Source organism: Paenibacillus anseongensis (assembly GCF_009757995.1).
Classification (GTDB): domain Bacteria; phylum Bacillota; class Bacilli; order Paenibacillales; family NBRC-103111; genus Paenibacillus_E; species Paenibacillus_E chondroitinus.
In genome coordinates this window covers 28,888-44,585 of the sequence record NZ_WSEM01000003.1, presented here as the reverse complement: position 1 = coordinate 44,585, position 15,698 = coordinate 28,888, and the positions used below count along the sequence as shown (strand labels likewise).

The 15,698-nt window shown below is 38.9% G+C and carries 16 protein-coding genes; 12 read left to right on the top strand and 4 right to left on the bottom strand.

Annotated elements, in window-relative coordinates; translation table 11 throughout:
* The first annotated feature begins 113 nt into the window (after positions 1–113).
* Entirely contained in the window at positions 114–1,151 is a 1,038-nt protein-coding gene (locus GON05_RS01315; RefSeq protein ID WP_157317459.1) for an NAD(P)/FAD-dependent oxidoreductase, read from the top strand.
* Positions 1,152–1,616: 465 nt separating this feature from the next.
* Here the strand turns inward: GON05_RS01315 and GON05_RS01310 are convergent, their stop codons facing one another.
* Both GON05_RS01310 and GON05_RS01305 read right to left on the bottom strand, forming a co-directional pair.
* Complete coding sequence (locus tag GON05_RS01310) at positions 1,617–2,951, bottom strand: FtsW/RodA/SpoVE family cell cycle protein (RefSeq protein ID WP_157317458.1); 1,335 nt, start codon at positions 2,949–2,951, stop codon at positions 1,617–1,619.
* Positions 2,948–3,283 (bottom strand): PadR family transcriptional regulator, encoded by a 336-nt coding sequence (locus tag GON05_RS01305; RefSeq protein ID WP_157317457.1) that lies wholly within the window; start codon positions 3,281–3,283, stop codon positions 2,948–2,950. Before GON05_RS01305 ends, GON05_RS01310 begins: the two co-directional genes overlap by 4 nt.
* A gap of 191 nt (positions 3,284–3,474) precedes the next feature.
* Between GON05_RS01305 and GON05_RS01300 the strand changes: the two genes are divergently transcribed.
* The 3 genes from GON05_RS01300 to GON05_RS01290 all read left to right on the top strand — a co-directional run bounded on the left by GON05_RS01300 (position 3,475) and on the right by GON05_RS01290 (position 5,376).
* Positions 3,475–4,026: a cupin domain-containing protein gene (locus tag GON05_RS01300; RefSeq protein WP_157317456.1), complete on the top strand. Its 552-nt coding sequence runs from the start codon at positions 3,475–3,477 to the stop codon at positions 4,024–4,026.
* Between the two features lie 190 nt (positions 4,027–4,216).
* Positions 4,217–4,879: a signal peptidase I gene (lepB, locus tag GON05_RS01295; RefSeq protein WP_157317455.1), complete on the top strand. Its 663-nt coding sequence runs from the start codon at positions 4,217–4,219 to the stop codon at positions 4,877–4,879.
* 194 nt (positions 4,880–5,073) lie between these two features.
* Positions 5,074–5,376, top strand: a complete 303-nt coding sequence (locus tag GON05_RS01290; RefSeq protein WP_157317454.1) for a hypothetical protein — start codon at positions 5,074–5,076, stop codon at positions 5,374–5,376.
* Positions 5,377–5,680: 304 nt separating this feature from the next.
* Here the strand turns inward: GON05_RS01290 and GON05_RS01285 are convergent, their stop codons facing one another.
* Positions 5,681–6,802: a DUF4303 domain-containing protein gene (locus GON05_RS01285; RefSeq protein WP_157317453.1), complete on the bottom strand. Its 1,122-nt coding sequence runs from the start codon at positions 6,800–6,802 to the stop codon at positions 5,681–5,683.
* 950 nt (positions 6,803–7,752) lie between these two features.
* Between GON05_RS01285 and GON05_RS01280 the strand changes: the two genes are divergently transcribed.
* On the top strand, positions 7,753–8,208 hold the full coding sequence (locus tag GON05_RS01280; protein WP_157317452.1) for an NUDIX hydrolase: 456 nt from the start codon (positions 7,753–7,755) through the stop codon (positions 8,206–8,208).
* A gap of 269 nt (positions 8,209–8,477) precedes the next feature.
* Entirely contained in the window at positions 8,478–9,116 is a 639-nt protein-coding gene (locus GON05_RS01275; RefSeq protein WP_157317451.1) for a hypothetical protein, read from the top strand.
* A 14-nt stretch (positions 9,117–9,130) separates the two neighbouring features.
* Here GON05_RS01275 and GON05_RS01270 read toward each other — a convergent pair whose 3' ends face one another.
* On the bottom strand, positions 9,131–9,739 hold the full coding sequence (locus GON05_RS01270; RefSeq protein ID WP_157317450.1) for a hypothetical protein: 609 nt from the start codon (positions 9,737–9,739) through the stop codon (positions 9,131–9,133).
* Positions 9,740–10,017: 278 nt separating this feature from the next.
* On the opposite strand from GON05_RS01270, the gene GON05_RS01265 reads away from it, so the two are divergent.
* The 6 genes from GON05_RS01265 (at position 10,018) to GON05_RS01240 (ending at position 15,553) form a co-directional block, all read left to right on the top strand.
* Positions 10,018–10,491 (top strand): hypothetical protein, encoded by a 474-nt coding sequence (locus GON05_RS01265; protein ID WP_157317449.1) that lies wholly within the window; start codon positions 10,018–10,020, stop codon positions 10,489–10,491.
* 29 nt (positions 10,492–10,520) lie between these two features.
* Positions 10,521–11,216: a CTP synthase C-terminal region-related (seleno)protein gene (locus tag GON05_RS01260; protein WP_157317448.1), complete on the top strand. Its 696-nt coding sequence runs from the start codon at positions 10,521–10,523 to the stop codon at positions 11,214–11,216.
* Between the two features lie 132 nt (positions 11,217–11,348).
* Positions 11,349–12,437, top strand: a complete 1,089-nt coding sequence (locus GON05_RS01255) for an endospore germination permease (RefSeq protein WP_157317447.1) — start codon at positions 11,349–11,351, stop codon at positions 12,435–12,437.
* Positions 12,434–13,906 carry a spore germination protein gene (locus GON05_RS01250; protein WP_157317446.1) on the top strand — a complete coding sequence of 491 codons (1,473 nt, stop codon included), beginning with the start codon at positions 12,434–12,436 and terminating at the stop codon, positions 13,904–13,906. The genes GON05_RS01255 and GON05_RS01250 overlap by 4 nt, the downstream gene beginning before the upstream one ends.
* Positions 13,903–15,057, top strand: a complete 1,155-nt coding sequence (locus GON05_RS01245; protein ID WP_181646080.1) for a Ger(x)C family spore germination protein — start codon at positions 13,903–13,905, stop codon at positions 15,055–15,057. The genes GON05_RS01250 and GON05_RS01245 overlap by 4 nt, the downstream gene beginning before the upstream one ends.
* 10 nt (positions 15,058–15,067) lie before the next feature.
* The gene (locus GON05_RS01240) at positions 15,068–15,553 is read left to right on the top strand and encodes a hypothetical protein (RefSeq protein ID WP_157317445.1); all 486 of its coding nucleotides are present in this window, start codon (positions 15,068–15,070) and stop codon (positions 15,551–15,553) included.
* The last annotated feature ends 145 nt before the right edge of the window (positions 15,554–15,698 follow it).

The following is a 15,698-nucleotide window of genomic DNA, read 5'->3' as shown; positions in this document are numbered from 1 at the left end:
AAGTAACCGTCGATTTTGTCCATTGTTATTGTCACGTTGCCGAAGTTACAATTATGTTGATAATGATTATCATAGCATGGACGTTACATGAGCCGGCTGGAGGGGGACATGGATTGACTGAGCAGCTTGAATTATACGATGTGACGATTATCGGCGGTGGTCCTGCGGGAATGTATACTGCTTTTTATAGTGGAATGCGCGATTTAAAGACGAAGCTAATAGAAGCGAAAAACGAGCTTGGCGGGCGGATGCTTATTTATCCTGAGAAAATGATTTGGGATGTTGGAGGGGTTGCGCCGATCCTATGCGAGAAGTTAATTGCCCAATTGTCAGAGCAGGCGAAGACGTTCGACCCGACAATTGTATTTGGCCAGCACATTATCGGATTAGAGAAACAAGCGGATTCGACGTACATGCTGGAGGCGGCAACGGGGGAGAAGCATTGGACACGAACGGTCATTCTAGCTATCGGCCGCGGCATTTTGCGAATGGCGAAGCTGGAGCTGGAAGGGGCTGAGCGCTATGAAGTGTCCAATCTGCACTATACGGTGCAGGAGCTGGAGCCTTTTAGGGGGAAACGAGTACTTATTTCGGGTGGAGGAAACTCCGCTGTCGATTGGGCGAACGAGTTGGTTCCCATTGCTGCTCAGGTCACAGTCGTGCATAGGCGCGATCACTTCGGCGGACATGAGAAAAACATTGTTCGAATGAAGGAATCTTCTGTCGATGTGCTTACGCCATATGAAGTCACGCAGTTATACAGCGGCAACGGAAAGACGATTGAACGGGTGACGATTACCCATATCGAATCAGGGGACTTGCGCGAGCTAGAAATAGACGAGGTTATTGTTAACCACGGGTTGAAGTCCGATTTTACAGGTATCAAGGAATGGGGACTGGATATGGACGACTGGAACATATTCGTCAGCCCGAGACTTGAAACAAACTTGCCGGGCATCTTCGGGGCTGGTGACTTCGCCAATTACGAAAGCAAGCTTAACCTCATTGCAGGGGCGTTCACGGATGCTGCCGTAGCGCTTAACAGCGCCAAACGGTACATGGATCCAGAGGCACCGAGAATGGCTTATGTATCGTCACATAACGAGAGGTTTAAAGAACTGAACAAAGCGCTTGGCTCATCCGATGAATAACAGGGTCTGTTATTGAAAGCACCTCATCCAAGGTATGCAGCGAATCGATGTTTTTTTTGCAAACTTTCAAAGATGCTGCCAAACAATAGGTAGGCGGATATTTGATGAAACTTTTATCAGGTAAAGCACAGTCACATCCTCGAGAAAGTGTTGCAAGATGTGGGGAGCACTCCTAACAGCATTTAATAGTGGTTGCTGTTAAGCTATCTGGGATCTATAGTTCTATAAAGGATTCTATACAAACACGATCAAGGAGCTGCCAAGGCAGCTCCTTTTGACATCTTCACAAACTATAAAGATTTGTACATATGTCTAAATTGTAAGCAGGAAATTTAAATGTATATTTTACCATTATAAGAAATATTTGGGGTGTTCCTTCGTCTAATTATACAAATGGCAGTTAGAGGGATCTATTTTTCAAAAAAAAGAATTATAAATTTTCCCTCATAAATCCTATGTATTTATTTATAGACCAATTAAATCTTTACGCCGATACACGCTAAGAATTAGGCCGATCGCTGCAAACTGAAAAATGACAACTTGTCCGTTAAAACTAATAAAGGGAAGCGAAAAAGCACTTAGAGGCGCCCAACCGACCGACATGAGCATAGACCAAAGAAATTGAATTACGAATAACGTAAATAATCCTTTAAGAAGGGATTTTCCATAAGTATCTCGGATTTTTAAACCGATTTGTAAGGAATGGATGATAAAAAAGATAACCATCACGAAAATGAGAATACCGGCAATCCACCCGAAGCAATAGATTAAAAAGGCGAACATCATATTAGAATGAAGTTCAGGTAACGTAGTTAAGGGAGTACCATAGCCATGTCCCCACCAGCTAGCGGATGAGATGGCTTTTTTGGATTGTGTCAGTATATAATTAAACCCTTGTATATCTTCTTGGGGTTTTAAAAAAGATATCCATCGATAAATTGAATGAGTCTGGTGGCGTGAGGTTAACAAAAAGAAGATGACCGAACCGAATATCAAGCTCACGTGTGATATTAGTATGTTTCGTTTTCTCTTTAGGGTAAGAAGAACGGATGCTGACCCTAAGAAAAACAATATAAAATCAGTAAGTGAGTGTGCCTTTAGGAAAAATACACAAGGTATTAAAAGAACACCAAAGTTCAACCATAATGACCTCAGAATCAATTTCATCTGTGATTCATTTAATTGAGGAGTAGGTCTAGCCGACCATATTCCCGCTAACGACAAGATAAACAAATAAGGGGAAATGGAAATAACATTCACGACGAATCTACCCAGCTGCAAATAGTTATTAACACCGTTTATTCCGGAACCTGTGGTTATGGAGTAGACCAGTAAGCCGAGCGTACTAAAATATATGATCCAGGAATAGCGGGCTATTTTCTGATAATCAAACAAACGGATTCCAACCATAAGTAATCCACCAACACAAATATAGATGACTTGTTGTAATCCAATTGAGGAAGAACCTAATCTTTGAACAAGTGAAACCTGAGCATTAAAAACCGCGACAAGCCCGAACAGGATGAAGAAGGTCAGAAGCCCAAGCAACTTCCAATCCGTTCGTGGGCGATGTACCTTATGAAATTCAGCACCGATAAGTTCGGGAGCACCCATCTGGTTAATAGCTTCCTTTATGGCGGTATGTAATGCAAACCCTCGTTCTAATTTCTCTTCGATGATATCCTGTAAATGCCCCTCCAGCTCCAACTTTACTGCTTGATGAACTTCTTTGGCTCGAATATGTGAGCATACCTGCTTTAGGAACTGTTTGACATCTTCCTCATTTCGAATCGTATTCACCCAACTTCACCTGCCCCTATAATGCGGTCGACAGTGCTGCGAAACAGCGTCCATTCCTCCATTTTGATTCCTAGTTCAGCTTTACCGCTTTTGGTAATACGATAATATTTTCGTTTGCGGCCATCTTTCTCATTCCAGTAGGATTCAACGAATTTATCTGATTCAAGTGTGTGAAGAATAGGGTACAGCGTCCCCTCTTTCAAAGTAAAAACACCATCCGTGTGCGCTTCCATTTCCTTGGTCATCTCATATCCGTACATATCCTTACGGTTCAAAAGCGTTAGTATAAGGATGACAGTACTACCTTTCATGAGTTCTTTACTAATTTTCATAAGTACTCCTTTCTATGTAATACATGCATCGGTTATCTAGGTATGAGTATAACGTATCGCTTTACTTCTTGCAAATTATTCCACGCTAACGGGCAGATAACGATATAGGCTTTTGCTCATTTTTCAATCCTTTAATTAGGCAACCGCATAGGATAAAAGGTAAACAATGAAATTATTGGAGGAACATGAATATGTACCGTAATTCGTACTATTACTATCAATGGCATAATCCTATGCATTGCAGCTGGAATAACCTAAGATGGAATTATAATTGGTATCCTCATTATTACAATTGGAACAATACCAACTGGAATCGTTATGAAAACATTAAATTGACAGATTATGGACCAAGACCATTTGTAGTGAATATTGACCAAGCTACTAAGCAAAACGATAATTACCGAACCGCTTTATGGACAGGGAAACACTATCAAGTGACCCTAATGAGTATTAATGTTGGAGATGACATTGGTTTAGAAGTTCATCCCACAACGGATCAATTCATACGTATTGAAGAAGGTCAGGGCCTTGTTCAAATGGGTGATAGCAAAGAAAATTTGGATTTTCAAGAAATGGCCTTTGATGACTATGCAATTATGATACCTGCTGGAAAATGGCACAATGTAACGAATACAGGTAATAAACCACTTAAAATTTACGTTATCTATGCACCACCTCAGCATCCATATGGTACAGTTCATGAAACCAAAGCAATTGCAATGGGATCTGAAGAAAACCACTAAATTTATGGTACAACTTCAAAGATGGGTCATTCCGCTAATGCAGAACTATAGAACAACGACACCAGGCTGCCGATATAAATGGCAGCCTTTAACGTAAACATTGATTATGAGTGAAATTTCATAATAACGTTGGATTTTTTTGGAGAAATCCTTCCGAAATTGAGTATTATCTAAAATAGGGGGGATACCCATGAAGAAGTCATTAGTCATTGTTTTCTTTTTTCTGTTTGTTCTCGGATGCAGTGAACAAAGCATTACTGACTCAAGCACTCTAGAGTCACCAAAGATAGTTGAAATGAAACAGGGCCTAATTGCTGTTGAAAATCATAACGATGGAATGGCGCGTCACAACTTAGAATACATCTCCAAAGACAAAGGGAAGATAGCTGTTGACCCGAATTATTTCAAGGAGAATGAATATAATCGCGGTGATGTAATTTATTATAAAACTCCTGCAATTAATATAAACAAATATCCAAGGCTAAATCCGCCTGAGTTTAACATATCAAGGGTTATTGCTCTTCCAGGCGAAGAGATTGAAATAAAGAATGGTCAGGTTTATGTTAATGATAAAAGGTTAGATACCTTTTATGGTAAGGCCCTAAGTTGGGGGCTCGAAGAAGAAGAGTATTTTAAGACAGTTAACAAACCAGGCGCAGCTATATGCGATGAATCATGCCAAAAAACCATGAAAGAATACTTTAGCATGGAAATGGATAAGGTTAGAGTGCCTGAAGGGCATCTCTTTGTAATGGTGGATACGTGGTGGAGAAGTATTGACAGTCAAATTTTTGGTTCTTTGCCTTTCGCCAATGTCAAGGGAAAGGTATTGGGATACGCTAGTAACGAATAACTTTCAGAATCCAAACCATTGATCAAGTTTAAACTAACGCAAGAACATTAGTCCAATAGTGGCAGCGAGTTGTTTAAACTGAGTTTTTTGCAGAGAGAAAGGTACTATAAAAAGATACGACTGTGATTATTCAATAAAGATAATCTACACTTAATCCATACATAAACTCGATTCTGTGTGGAAAGGGTGAGACTATGTCTTATAGAAAAGCTATCGTTGTATGTCTACAAATCATGGTTTCAATTGCTCTTCCATTTCTGCTGTATCAGATATATGATGATTATTTTCATGAGTACTATATTCATGGATTTCTTGCTGGTTTAGGTCCACTATTGGCTGCTGCAGGGATGTTATTACTAAATTTAGCTTTTCTTAGTCCGCTACTGTATGTGCTTTGTAAAAAATACGTCGATAGTGTTTTATTACTTCTACTGCCTCCAATTTTTATTGGAATCTCTGCTTTCTGTCAGTATGGCATGATGGTCGCACTAGACTAAATAAATGACCAAAACAAAGCAGGTATAAACTAGTTAACATGTATCAACTATATAAGAAGTAATTACTCCATAAAATTAGCAGGCTGCCGGTTAGATCGGCAGCCTTACTATGCAAACTGGCAGTAATGCTGCACAAGAGGTGTTTTTATTGAACAACTCGAATATGTTTGAAAACGTATTGGTGGAGGTTGCTAATTGGCTATTGAAAAGCTTCTTGATATTAAGAAGGAAATGCGTGAAGAGTTATGGATTGGGAAGATGATTTAGCTCTAAAAAACCAGCCTCTAGGCTGGCTACTGTTGAACTATGCAACATTCAAGATCTCTTTAATATCTTTGCTTATTGAAACTGAAATTTCATCTGATTCATTATCTAAAGTCTCTAATATTAGCTTGCAACTATTAATTATTTCATCATCAGAATTATGTACAACAAATTCCAGAGCTTTGACATAAATAAAGATTTCATCTAGGTCTAGGTTATCTTCTAAGCCATTACCTAGTTTCTGATGTAGTCTACTTACACATTCCTTAGCTAGTTCGCGGCTATATCTCTCTAGACTCAAAAATACATCGTATTCCGTTTTCGTATATTGATAAGGAGACTTTTTATTAAATTCACTCTTGAATGCTTCTACCCAGTAGTCAAGGCACTCTTCAACAGTGTTGTTAGCTTGCTGAACTAAAATTGACTTAAACTCTTCATCCTTAACTCTCAGATCAGGAAAACATTGATAAAACAGTTCAGGATCAATTGTTTTTCTCATCACCAGACTGTAATCATTGTAATCATGTCCCGTAGCTGCGTAATATATGAAATCCTCAGTTTTGTTTAAATTGGAGAACGCATCTGCTTTAGCAAGCCGTTTAACTACATTTAGTGCAGCTAAGTAGTGACCGTCTTTAAATATTTTCTTCTCATATGCTACAACTGGAACATCATCGCTTAAAAACTCCTCAGCTTCTTCATCCTCATACGACAAATCTGAAGCCATTCTTTCAAACCCTTCAATTGTACTTGCTACTTCTCCCATATCGCTTGGATAGAATTGAAAAGCAAAATCCCCTTGGTTGTATTTCAAACTTTGTATCTGTGTATCAGAGTAGTTTGGATAGTGTTTCTTCACTATGTTCTCTAAGCCAGCAATTGTATTCATGTAGACGTAGAAACTGTTGTATTCGTCAGCATATAAATTGAATGCATAGACATCAATATTGTTCTTGGAGATAGAGAAATTATTTATAATTCTTTTACATCCTTCAAATAATGCATCTTCTAGATTTTGGAAGGTTACTACTTTAGTTTCTAGTGGTGCTGACTCTGTGTACAACAGACGGTTATCATCAGTTTTGACATAGTAACCTTCACCTTTTAAAGCTTTATTTCCGTCTAGTAGCTGGCAAATTCCCGTATAATAAAGATTCATATTTTTCTCCTTTATTTTGTGCTATTTGAGCAAATTGAGTTTACATTCTCCTCCTGTTGCTAGTATACAACAAAAAAACAGGCTCTAGGCTGGCTTGTATTAAAATCAAATCTAACTCTACATAGTAGTTATGTAAATGTTCAATGGAAAGATGGCCGTGGCCATTAAGGTAAAGGGCAGATTACTTCAACGATTTCCGATATAATTTATGGTAGTATTATTAGTTTATATGAACGTGGGTGAGATATCAGATGGAGTGGAGCTCGCTATGCAGTATTGTTCGTTTCTGCCCAATGGAACAAGTATTTAACGAATGGAAAGCCCCAGAATTAAAGATAAAAGACCGTCCCCTCTACTACATGGGTGAAGGATATTTATTGGCTTTACGGAAAGACAGTTCAACATAGAAAATCTTGATAGGATTGAGTATGGAGAAATTGGTGAATTCGCCTTAAACGTGTATGTGTACCGCTCAATGCTTGAAATCACTACTTCACTAAACTTACAGGGAATGGATTTTAGATTTGAAACCAGTCCTATAACCTTCCCGATTGGTAATGGTATTACATTTGGCATAAGTCATACCGAAACAATCAAGATTATGAAATATAATAAGTTTTCATTTGACAGGTCTGAAATCAGAAGCTTCGATAAAGTATCAAATACTTTTAATTTTAAAAGTAATGTAATTCACTGTAATCAGCATACGTTAGAGTATTTTGGGGAGGAGAAGAAATCTACTTTTTTGGGCGGAGTTCAGTATAATTTACAGTAAGGATTGAGCTAACGGATAACGAGAGCTCAATTCATGCAATCCATACAAATTAATCAGACAACCAAAAACGGCAACCTTTTTCATGATACCAAGCAGGATATCGAATTCGTCTTCGTGAATACATGATTATGTTAGATGAACTTAACGAACGGTAAAAGACAAAGGAGACCAATTCATGGGATACATAATGGACTTAAGAAACTTTGTTGGCTCAAGCCCGCTAATAATGGTTGGATCATGTGTACTAATTTTTAATCAAGCAGGGCAATTATTACTCCAAAGGAGAACCGATAGTAATGATTGGGGAACCATTGGAGGCTCATTAGAACTAGGAGAATCATTAGAAGAAGCAGCGGCTCGGGAACTTTTTGAAGAAGCAGGATTGATTGCGGAATCCTTCAAATTCATCACGGTTTTATCCGGGAAGGATATGTACTATAAATATCCTCATGGTGATGAAATCTATAATGTTATGGCAATTTATGAAGCCCAGAATGTACAGGGTAATCCTAAAGTAAATGACAATGAAAGCCATGAACTTAGATATTTTTCTTTGGAAGAACCAATAGAGAATTTGAATCCTTTTACAAAGCATTATCTTAAAAGATCTGGATATATAGTGAAATGGTAAAATTTCATCTAGCTATTCGATAACAATAGCTCCATACACATCCAGGAAGAGGTTGCCCACAATCGGCAGCCTTTTTAGGTTACAAAACAGTTTGGAGAGTGTGAAAAGCGGTTGACAAAATCAAGGTATTCCAGTATTTTCTAATTAGATATTAATCTAATTAGACGAATAGTAAATTAATCTGGGTACTTTTATCGAAAGCAGTATGTTTAGTCACATAATTATAAGCCTTTACAGTCAACGATTCGTGGACTAGATTGGGGGAACTCATGTCAACGGTAGGAATCTTAGGAGTAGTTCATGACAATAAATTACGGAAGAGGTACCATTTAACTTTGGAAATAATAAAAGAGTTAATTCTAGAATTTAATCCAGATGTAATATGCGGTGAAGTACTTCCCGACAGTTGGGAGAAATACAAAACTGATCCCACACATCGAGGATATTGGGGCGAACCAGCGAGCGAGTACTGGGATCTAATTTTTCCGTTATGCGAAGAATTCAAAGTTGATTTTGTACCTATTGATTGGGTGGAACTTGATGTTTGGATGGATTTTGACCCATTCAAGAATCATAGTGAGTTGCAACGAAGTGCTTTGATTGCTGCATCAGAGCAATGGTTTCAGAGACAACTTTCCACTTGGAATTCCAGTGCTATTCCTTTCAATTCATTAGAATACGACGATATAACAAAACAAAAGTACAAATGGTTAGAGCAAATTAACCCTGAGTCACATATATTTCGATGGGAGTGTAGACATCTAATAATGATTCAACGAATAAATAACGCAATTAATAAACATCTAGGGAAACGAATCTTATGTATCGTGGGTGCAGACCATAATCATGCGATATATGAAGGTTTGGTTGGAAATAAGGATATACAACTTGTATACCCTTTAAAGTAGTGAGGGTAGATGTCTTATTCAAATTGAACATTTTGATCCAAAATAACTTCTTTCGGTGGACTTTCCATTGGTGGAGCATAAGGGATCAAAGCGAAACGGACTTCATTCATATTGTCAGGTAAGCGTGGAGTAATTAAAAAGGTTATTTGAGTATGCCCACCACCGCCATGAGAACCATTCCTGTGGACGTTGTATTGTTGACTACCACTAATATCAAGCAACAGTTGGGGGCGTATGTAACCAGTGCTTGCGTCGTTTTGAAGTTGCTGTATTTCAACGAATACAATGCTGCTGTTTTCATGTTGCATGGAATGTGTCAGGGAATATTCAAAACCATTAACTATGGATTTTTTCATAATAGGTAGCACGTTTAAAAGTTCCCCGGATTCGTTAAGCATAATTGGAGTGTTGCTTGAATTAATACTGTTAAGCAACCAATTGATTTGTGGAATGTCTAGACCATATTGGTTCGACCATTCTTGTACAAGTTCTCTAGAGGGAATGAGTCGCCTACCTTTAGATAATGCTTTGCGTTCAGTTAGCAGTCGGATAAGGGATTCGTCAATTGCCTTGACTTCATCATTGTATTCGTTCGGTATCATTTTCAGTTCAGACCAAGCCATCATTATAGCCTCCTTGACTTCTATTGTATTCCTTTTCCAATTATAACAATAATGAAGCGGGAATAGAAAAACAGCTTTAGTTACAAAAAAAAGGGAAAAGCCAATCTGTTAAAGAATAGATTAAAGATGTAAATAGTTCGAAAAGATGATGGTATGGTTACCCTGGAAAATATAGTTAAACAACGACAACCGCGGCAGCCGACACATAGAATCGGCTGCCGTTGTCCGTTGAAATAACAGGCAACGTAGAAAACATAACAATATCTGGAGGAAGGTGATTGAATATCGCGTTAACCCATGAGTTCTATCTTGTGCCAAGTACAATTGACGTGCAGCATTTTTGGATGGGGATACAGAATCGGCCAGAAATTGTTGATCGTGTGGATATTCATGACGACATTATTTCTTTATACATTAGCGACACTTTAAAGTGGATTCCAAGTAAAAACCCTACTTTAAGAGGAACTCCGAGAGGGGCAGGGATTAACTACCATGGCGTTACTCTTTTTGACGAGGAGTCTGCAACAATCTTAGGTAATGTGTTTAGTTTTTGGAAGCACTTATTTGAGAATTCACCTGAGGTTTTAAAATTAACGGGAGAGTACATGACGATTGTAGACCAGATCGATTCTGGTCACTATGAAAAGTTATTTCTCAACAGAAATGAAGTTTTGAAGCAATTTGATAAAATTGTCACGTTTGCAAATATATTATCTGAAGGCTCATTTTATTTGTTTCATTGTGGAATCTAGATCTACCAAAAGCGAGGCTCACATAAAAAATGAAAATTGGCATTGTAGGTGACTTTAGCCCAGAATACCCGTCACAGATCGCTACTAACAATGCGCTTAGGCACACTCTAGGTAAATTAGGGATTTCTATTGAGTTTGAGTGGATTGCAACAGCAACAATAACTAAACAACTGGAAGCCATCAAGCGGACTTACAATGGTTTTTGGATTGGCCCAGGTTATCCAGATTCAATCGATGGGGTACTAAGCATTATTCAATTTGCACGTGAAAACGATATACCTTTGCTGGGGACATGCGGCGGGTTTCAATACATCATTATGGAATATGCCAAACATAAATTGATGTTGGAACATGCAGCCCACGAAGAACGCGACCCCGATGCTTCACAATTAATCATTAGTAAACTGGCCTGCTCCTTAGTTGGTCAGAAAGGTGAAGTTATCATCAGGAAACCTTCGAAAACCTTTGACATTTATAAGACCGAGACTACAAACGAACAATTTAGGTGTAGTTATGGACTAAGTTCCGAGTATGAAAAACAAATTCATGATAGCGGGTTAAAAATTGTAGGAACAGATCCAGTAGGTAATCCAAGAATTATAGAAATACCTGAACATAAGTTCTTTATTGGTACGTTATTTGTTCCCCAATTAAATTCCACTGTAGATTCAACACATTGTATCATTGACTCCTTTATCACTACAGTAAAAGGGCGCCTAATATAGGTGCTCTTTTGTTATTTATGCGGCTTTCAACGCAACTAGTCAGCCTCTTTGATTTAACCTGTATCGTATAAATTCATGAAAATGCAGCATACTACAGGAACAATTTACTAAATTAGGAATCGGAGGATGCTGATGAAAAACGGCTCAATCACCTTTTTGCAAACAAGCATGATGCTAATGCTTTCTATTGGGTTGTTAAACCATGTCATTATCATTCCGATGTTGTTACAAAAAGCACACCGCGACAGCTGGATCTCCGTTCTGCTTGCGGGCTCGTTTTTTATGATTTGGGTTGTTTTACTTTATTCGGTTATTGGTAAGAATCGGGATATGCCTCTATTCCAATGGCTTAAGCTAAAATACGGCGCAATGGTATCCTACTTGCTGGCAGGATTAGCGTGCATTTACATATTTACTTTATCAACGATTACTTTAAAAGATACCGTTACATGGATTCATCTTGCCTTCTCAACGAATACCCCCATCATTGTTTTAGCCTCTGCCTTGCTGATCGTTTGTTCAATTAATGCTTATAAAGGTATCGAATCGATAGCCAATACAGCGGCTATCTTTTTACCGTTTGTCGTCATATTAGGCTTTTATGTGATGACTGCTAATTATCCGAATAAGGAATACTCCTTGTTAAAGCCTTTTCTGGAATTTGGCATGAAGCCTGTCTGGCATGGGGTCATCTATGTTGAGGCAGGATTACTCGAATTATCGCTGCTGTTATTTATAAAGCATCATATCCGTACTCGTATTTCGTTCATGTCCCTTGTGGCACTGACCTTGATTCTGATCTTACTAACATTTGGTCCTTTAGTCGGCGCAATTATCGAGTTCGGTCCCAAGCAAGCCTCCCATTTAAGGTTCCCTGCTTATGAAGAGTGGAGGTTAGTGACAATAGGCCACTTTATTGAGCACATGGATTTTTTAAGTATATATCAGTGGTTCAGTGGGGCCTTTCTGAGAATTTCACTGACTCTTTTTTTGATTAACGATATTCTGGGTATTGAGAAAAAAAGGGGTAAGACATTATCCCTCTTCCTTATATGTTCTATTCAAATCCTAGCGATATGCTTGCCAATTAGCGATCCTAAATTTATTAACCTGATTACTGATGTTCTGTTACCAGCTATATTTTGGGGGATGTCGGGCTATTTCTTAATTATTATTGGTTTAATTCATTTTGGACACAGATGGAGAAGAGTGAAATCATGAAAAATAGGGTGGAATCGTTGGGATCAGCGGAGGAAGAGCCATATGGTTCATTTCAGCGGTTGTTCAAAGACTGCAGTGATGTGCATATTAACAAACTGAATCTCACCCAACAAGATGGATCCTCATTTTTGTTACTGTTTGTTTATTGCGAGGGGTTGTGCGATACACACCGAATTCATCAATTTTTTATTCCTCACCTGATTGAAATGTTTAAAGAACATGTCATATCGAACGACGGGGAACTACAGCAGCACCTCCCCTTTCAGCTCAACCCGATCCCGGAAGGCTGGGATGACGAAATCATCATAAATAAGGTTTTTAATGGAGAGTTGTTGGCATATTTCCAAGAAAATGCCTCTCTGTACACATGGGATATAGCCAATGCCCCGCAGAGAAAAACGGAGGAATCGAATGCCGAGATTTCGGTAAGAGGACCTCGTGACGGCTTTATTGAAGATGCGAAGGTCAATGTCGCGTTAATAAGAAAAAGATTAAAAACAAATGCTTTAGCCATAGAAGAATATACGCTTGGGACGCAGACGCAAACCAAGACATTACTTCTTTATCTGAAAGATGCGATTAAACCAACGATTGTTGAGGAGGTCACATCCCGATTGGCCAGCTTGAAACTCAAAGGGGTGATCAGCAGTTCTCAACTGGAGGAGGGACTAGATAGTAATAAGTTTTTTTCAAAGTTTGTCTATACCGGCAGGCCGGATTTTGCGGTGAATTCCCTCATGCATGGCAGGTTTGTCATTGTGGTTGATGGTTCCCCAACTGCAATCATTGGGCCTGTTAACTTTACCTTTTTGTTTAATACTTCGGAAGATGCTTATACACTTAATTGGTTTGTCATGTTTACCCGATTGATGAGGTTGTGTGGCATATTTCTTTCTGTGTTTCTTCCTGGATTTTGGATCGCACTGCTTACTTATCATCAGGATCAGCTCCCATTTACTTTGCTGGGTACTCTGCTCATTTCCAGACAAGGTGTTCCGCTGCCGGCTCCTCTCGAAGCCGTTGTGATGATTCTTCTATTTGAATTATTTCGGGAAGCGGGGATGCGCTTGCCATCTTCATTCGGACAAACCATCTCTGTTGTTGGCGGATTAATTGTCGGACAGGCAGCCATCAGCGCAGGTATGACGGCACCAGGTATTCTTGTTGTCGTAGCCATCTCCGTATTAGCGTCGTTTACCATGGTGAATCAAAATATGGTGGGCTTCGTCAGTCTGATAAGATTGATCGTACTGATTGTAAGCGGTGTACTAGGTTTGTTTGGATTATTGATTTGTATGTTAGCCATTGCTATCTATATGGTTAATTTGCAATCGTTTGGAATCAAATATCTAAGTCCGGTGGCACCAATTAATTTCCGCGATCTATTAAAAATTTTATTCCGTATGCCTTGGGGGAAGAAGGAAGGTATGCCTGACTTCATAAGAAAAACCGGAGATGATCAAACGTGAGGTTCATACCACTTTTATTGGTGATTGGCATTCTCCCTCTAGTGCTTACCGGTTGCTGGGGGGTAAGGGAGATTGAGCATCTAGCCTATGTTAATTCGATTGGTATTGATTATGTAAAAGGCAAAGTGGTGTTTTATACCCAAATGATCAGTTTTAATAATATTGCCAAGAAAGAAGCGGGAGCCGGGATGAGCAAGGAAGTGGTTTCCATTGGCAAAGGTGAAGGTAGAACCGTGGATGAAGCTATCTTTGATCTATACAAGACGTCACAGCAAAGATTGGCCTGGAGTCATGTGAAGACTTTGGCATTTACGGAAGCGGCGCTGCGGGAGGATGTCATTCATGGCGTTTTGGACCAAATGGACAGGTATTATGAGTTCCGGTATACCATATGGACGATGGCAACTCATGGCTCGATCGAGGATATATTTAGCACAAGCCCAACCCAAAACATGTCGACGCTTTACTCACAATTAAATAACCCGCGTGACCGTTATTCCCAAAGTTCGCTTGTTGCTCCATTATATTTGTACAAATTTATTTGGAAATGGGATGAAAATAGCCAAATCCTGTTGCTTCCCGAATTAAGCGTCAATGAAGCTAGCTGGATAGAGAACAAGAAGCCGGCACCACAGCTTCAACAAGATGGGGTATGTGCCATACAAAATAAACAATTGCTGGGGTGCTTTAAGATTGACGAAATTATGGGTCTGCGATGGATGGAGAAAGAAACGGTGCGCACTCCTTTGATGCTTCAGGTAGACAATAAACCAATCGCAATGATGGTTGTTAAAAAGATTGAACCCTCCATCGAACCTAAGCTATCGAACGGCAAACTAACCTTTCACATTAAAGTCCAAATGGAAGGATCAGTAACGGAGCAAGAAAAGCCGGCAAAGGAGAGTGATCTGAAAGAACTGGCTGAGAAGGAAATACGGAAGCAGATTCAAAAAACCTACTTGGTCGGCCTTAAATCAGAGGCAGACCTTCTAGGTCTTTCTGATTCACTCTACCGCTCCAATCCGAAGGAATGGCACCGACTCGTTAAAAATGGGTCTTTACCTTTAAAGCCTGAGTCTTTAGGGGAGATCGATGTAAGTATAGGAATAACTGATGTAGGGATAGCTAAAATACTTAAAAAGAAAGACTGAGGGAACTCAAATGATCAATGAACCCAATGAACAGGCTACATATAAAAGTAGTATTTTTGCATTGATTTGGTCTATTGCTATGCCAGGCTTAGGTCATCTTTATTTAGGTAACAAAGTTATAGGAATATTGTTTATGGCCTATACTGGCATATTCATGATTTTCTCAGAGCTGAATAACGCTATTTTTTATGCCTTTGCAGGAGATTTTCAAAAGGCAAATTCGATTTTTGCAGAGAACCCATCCATATTTTTCCCAGCCGTTTATAGCTTTGCTATCTGGCATGCCTATAATTACGATGTTATAGTGCGCAAAGGTCGTTCAAGTGAGTATAAACTTACTGGTTTCTTTTTCGGACTTTTAATCGGAGGAGTGCCAGGGTCTAGTCAAAAGTTTTTAGGAACGTACATTTTTACAGGATTGGTAGTAGGAATAATCGCTGGAATATTATTTCATCTTGTAGAAAAACTAATTGTTACTCAGCTCAAAAAGAGTTAAAGATCTTTAAGCACACTTCTTAAAAAGCACTACGAGATCACTTTTTTTCAATGCGGCAAACTCCCGCATGATAAAGAGTTGAATTATTATAATAGAACCCTGAACTAAAAATTAGGATATGTTTCGATTTAGAAAGCAGGTGGAG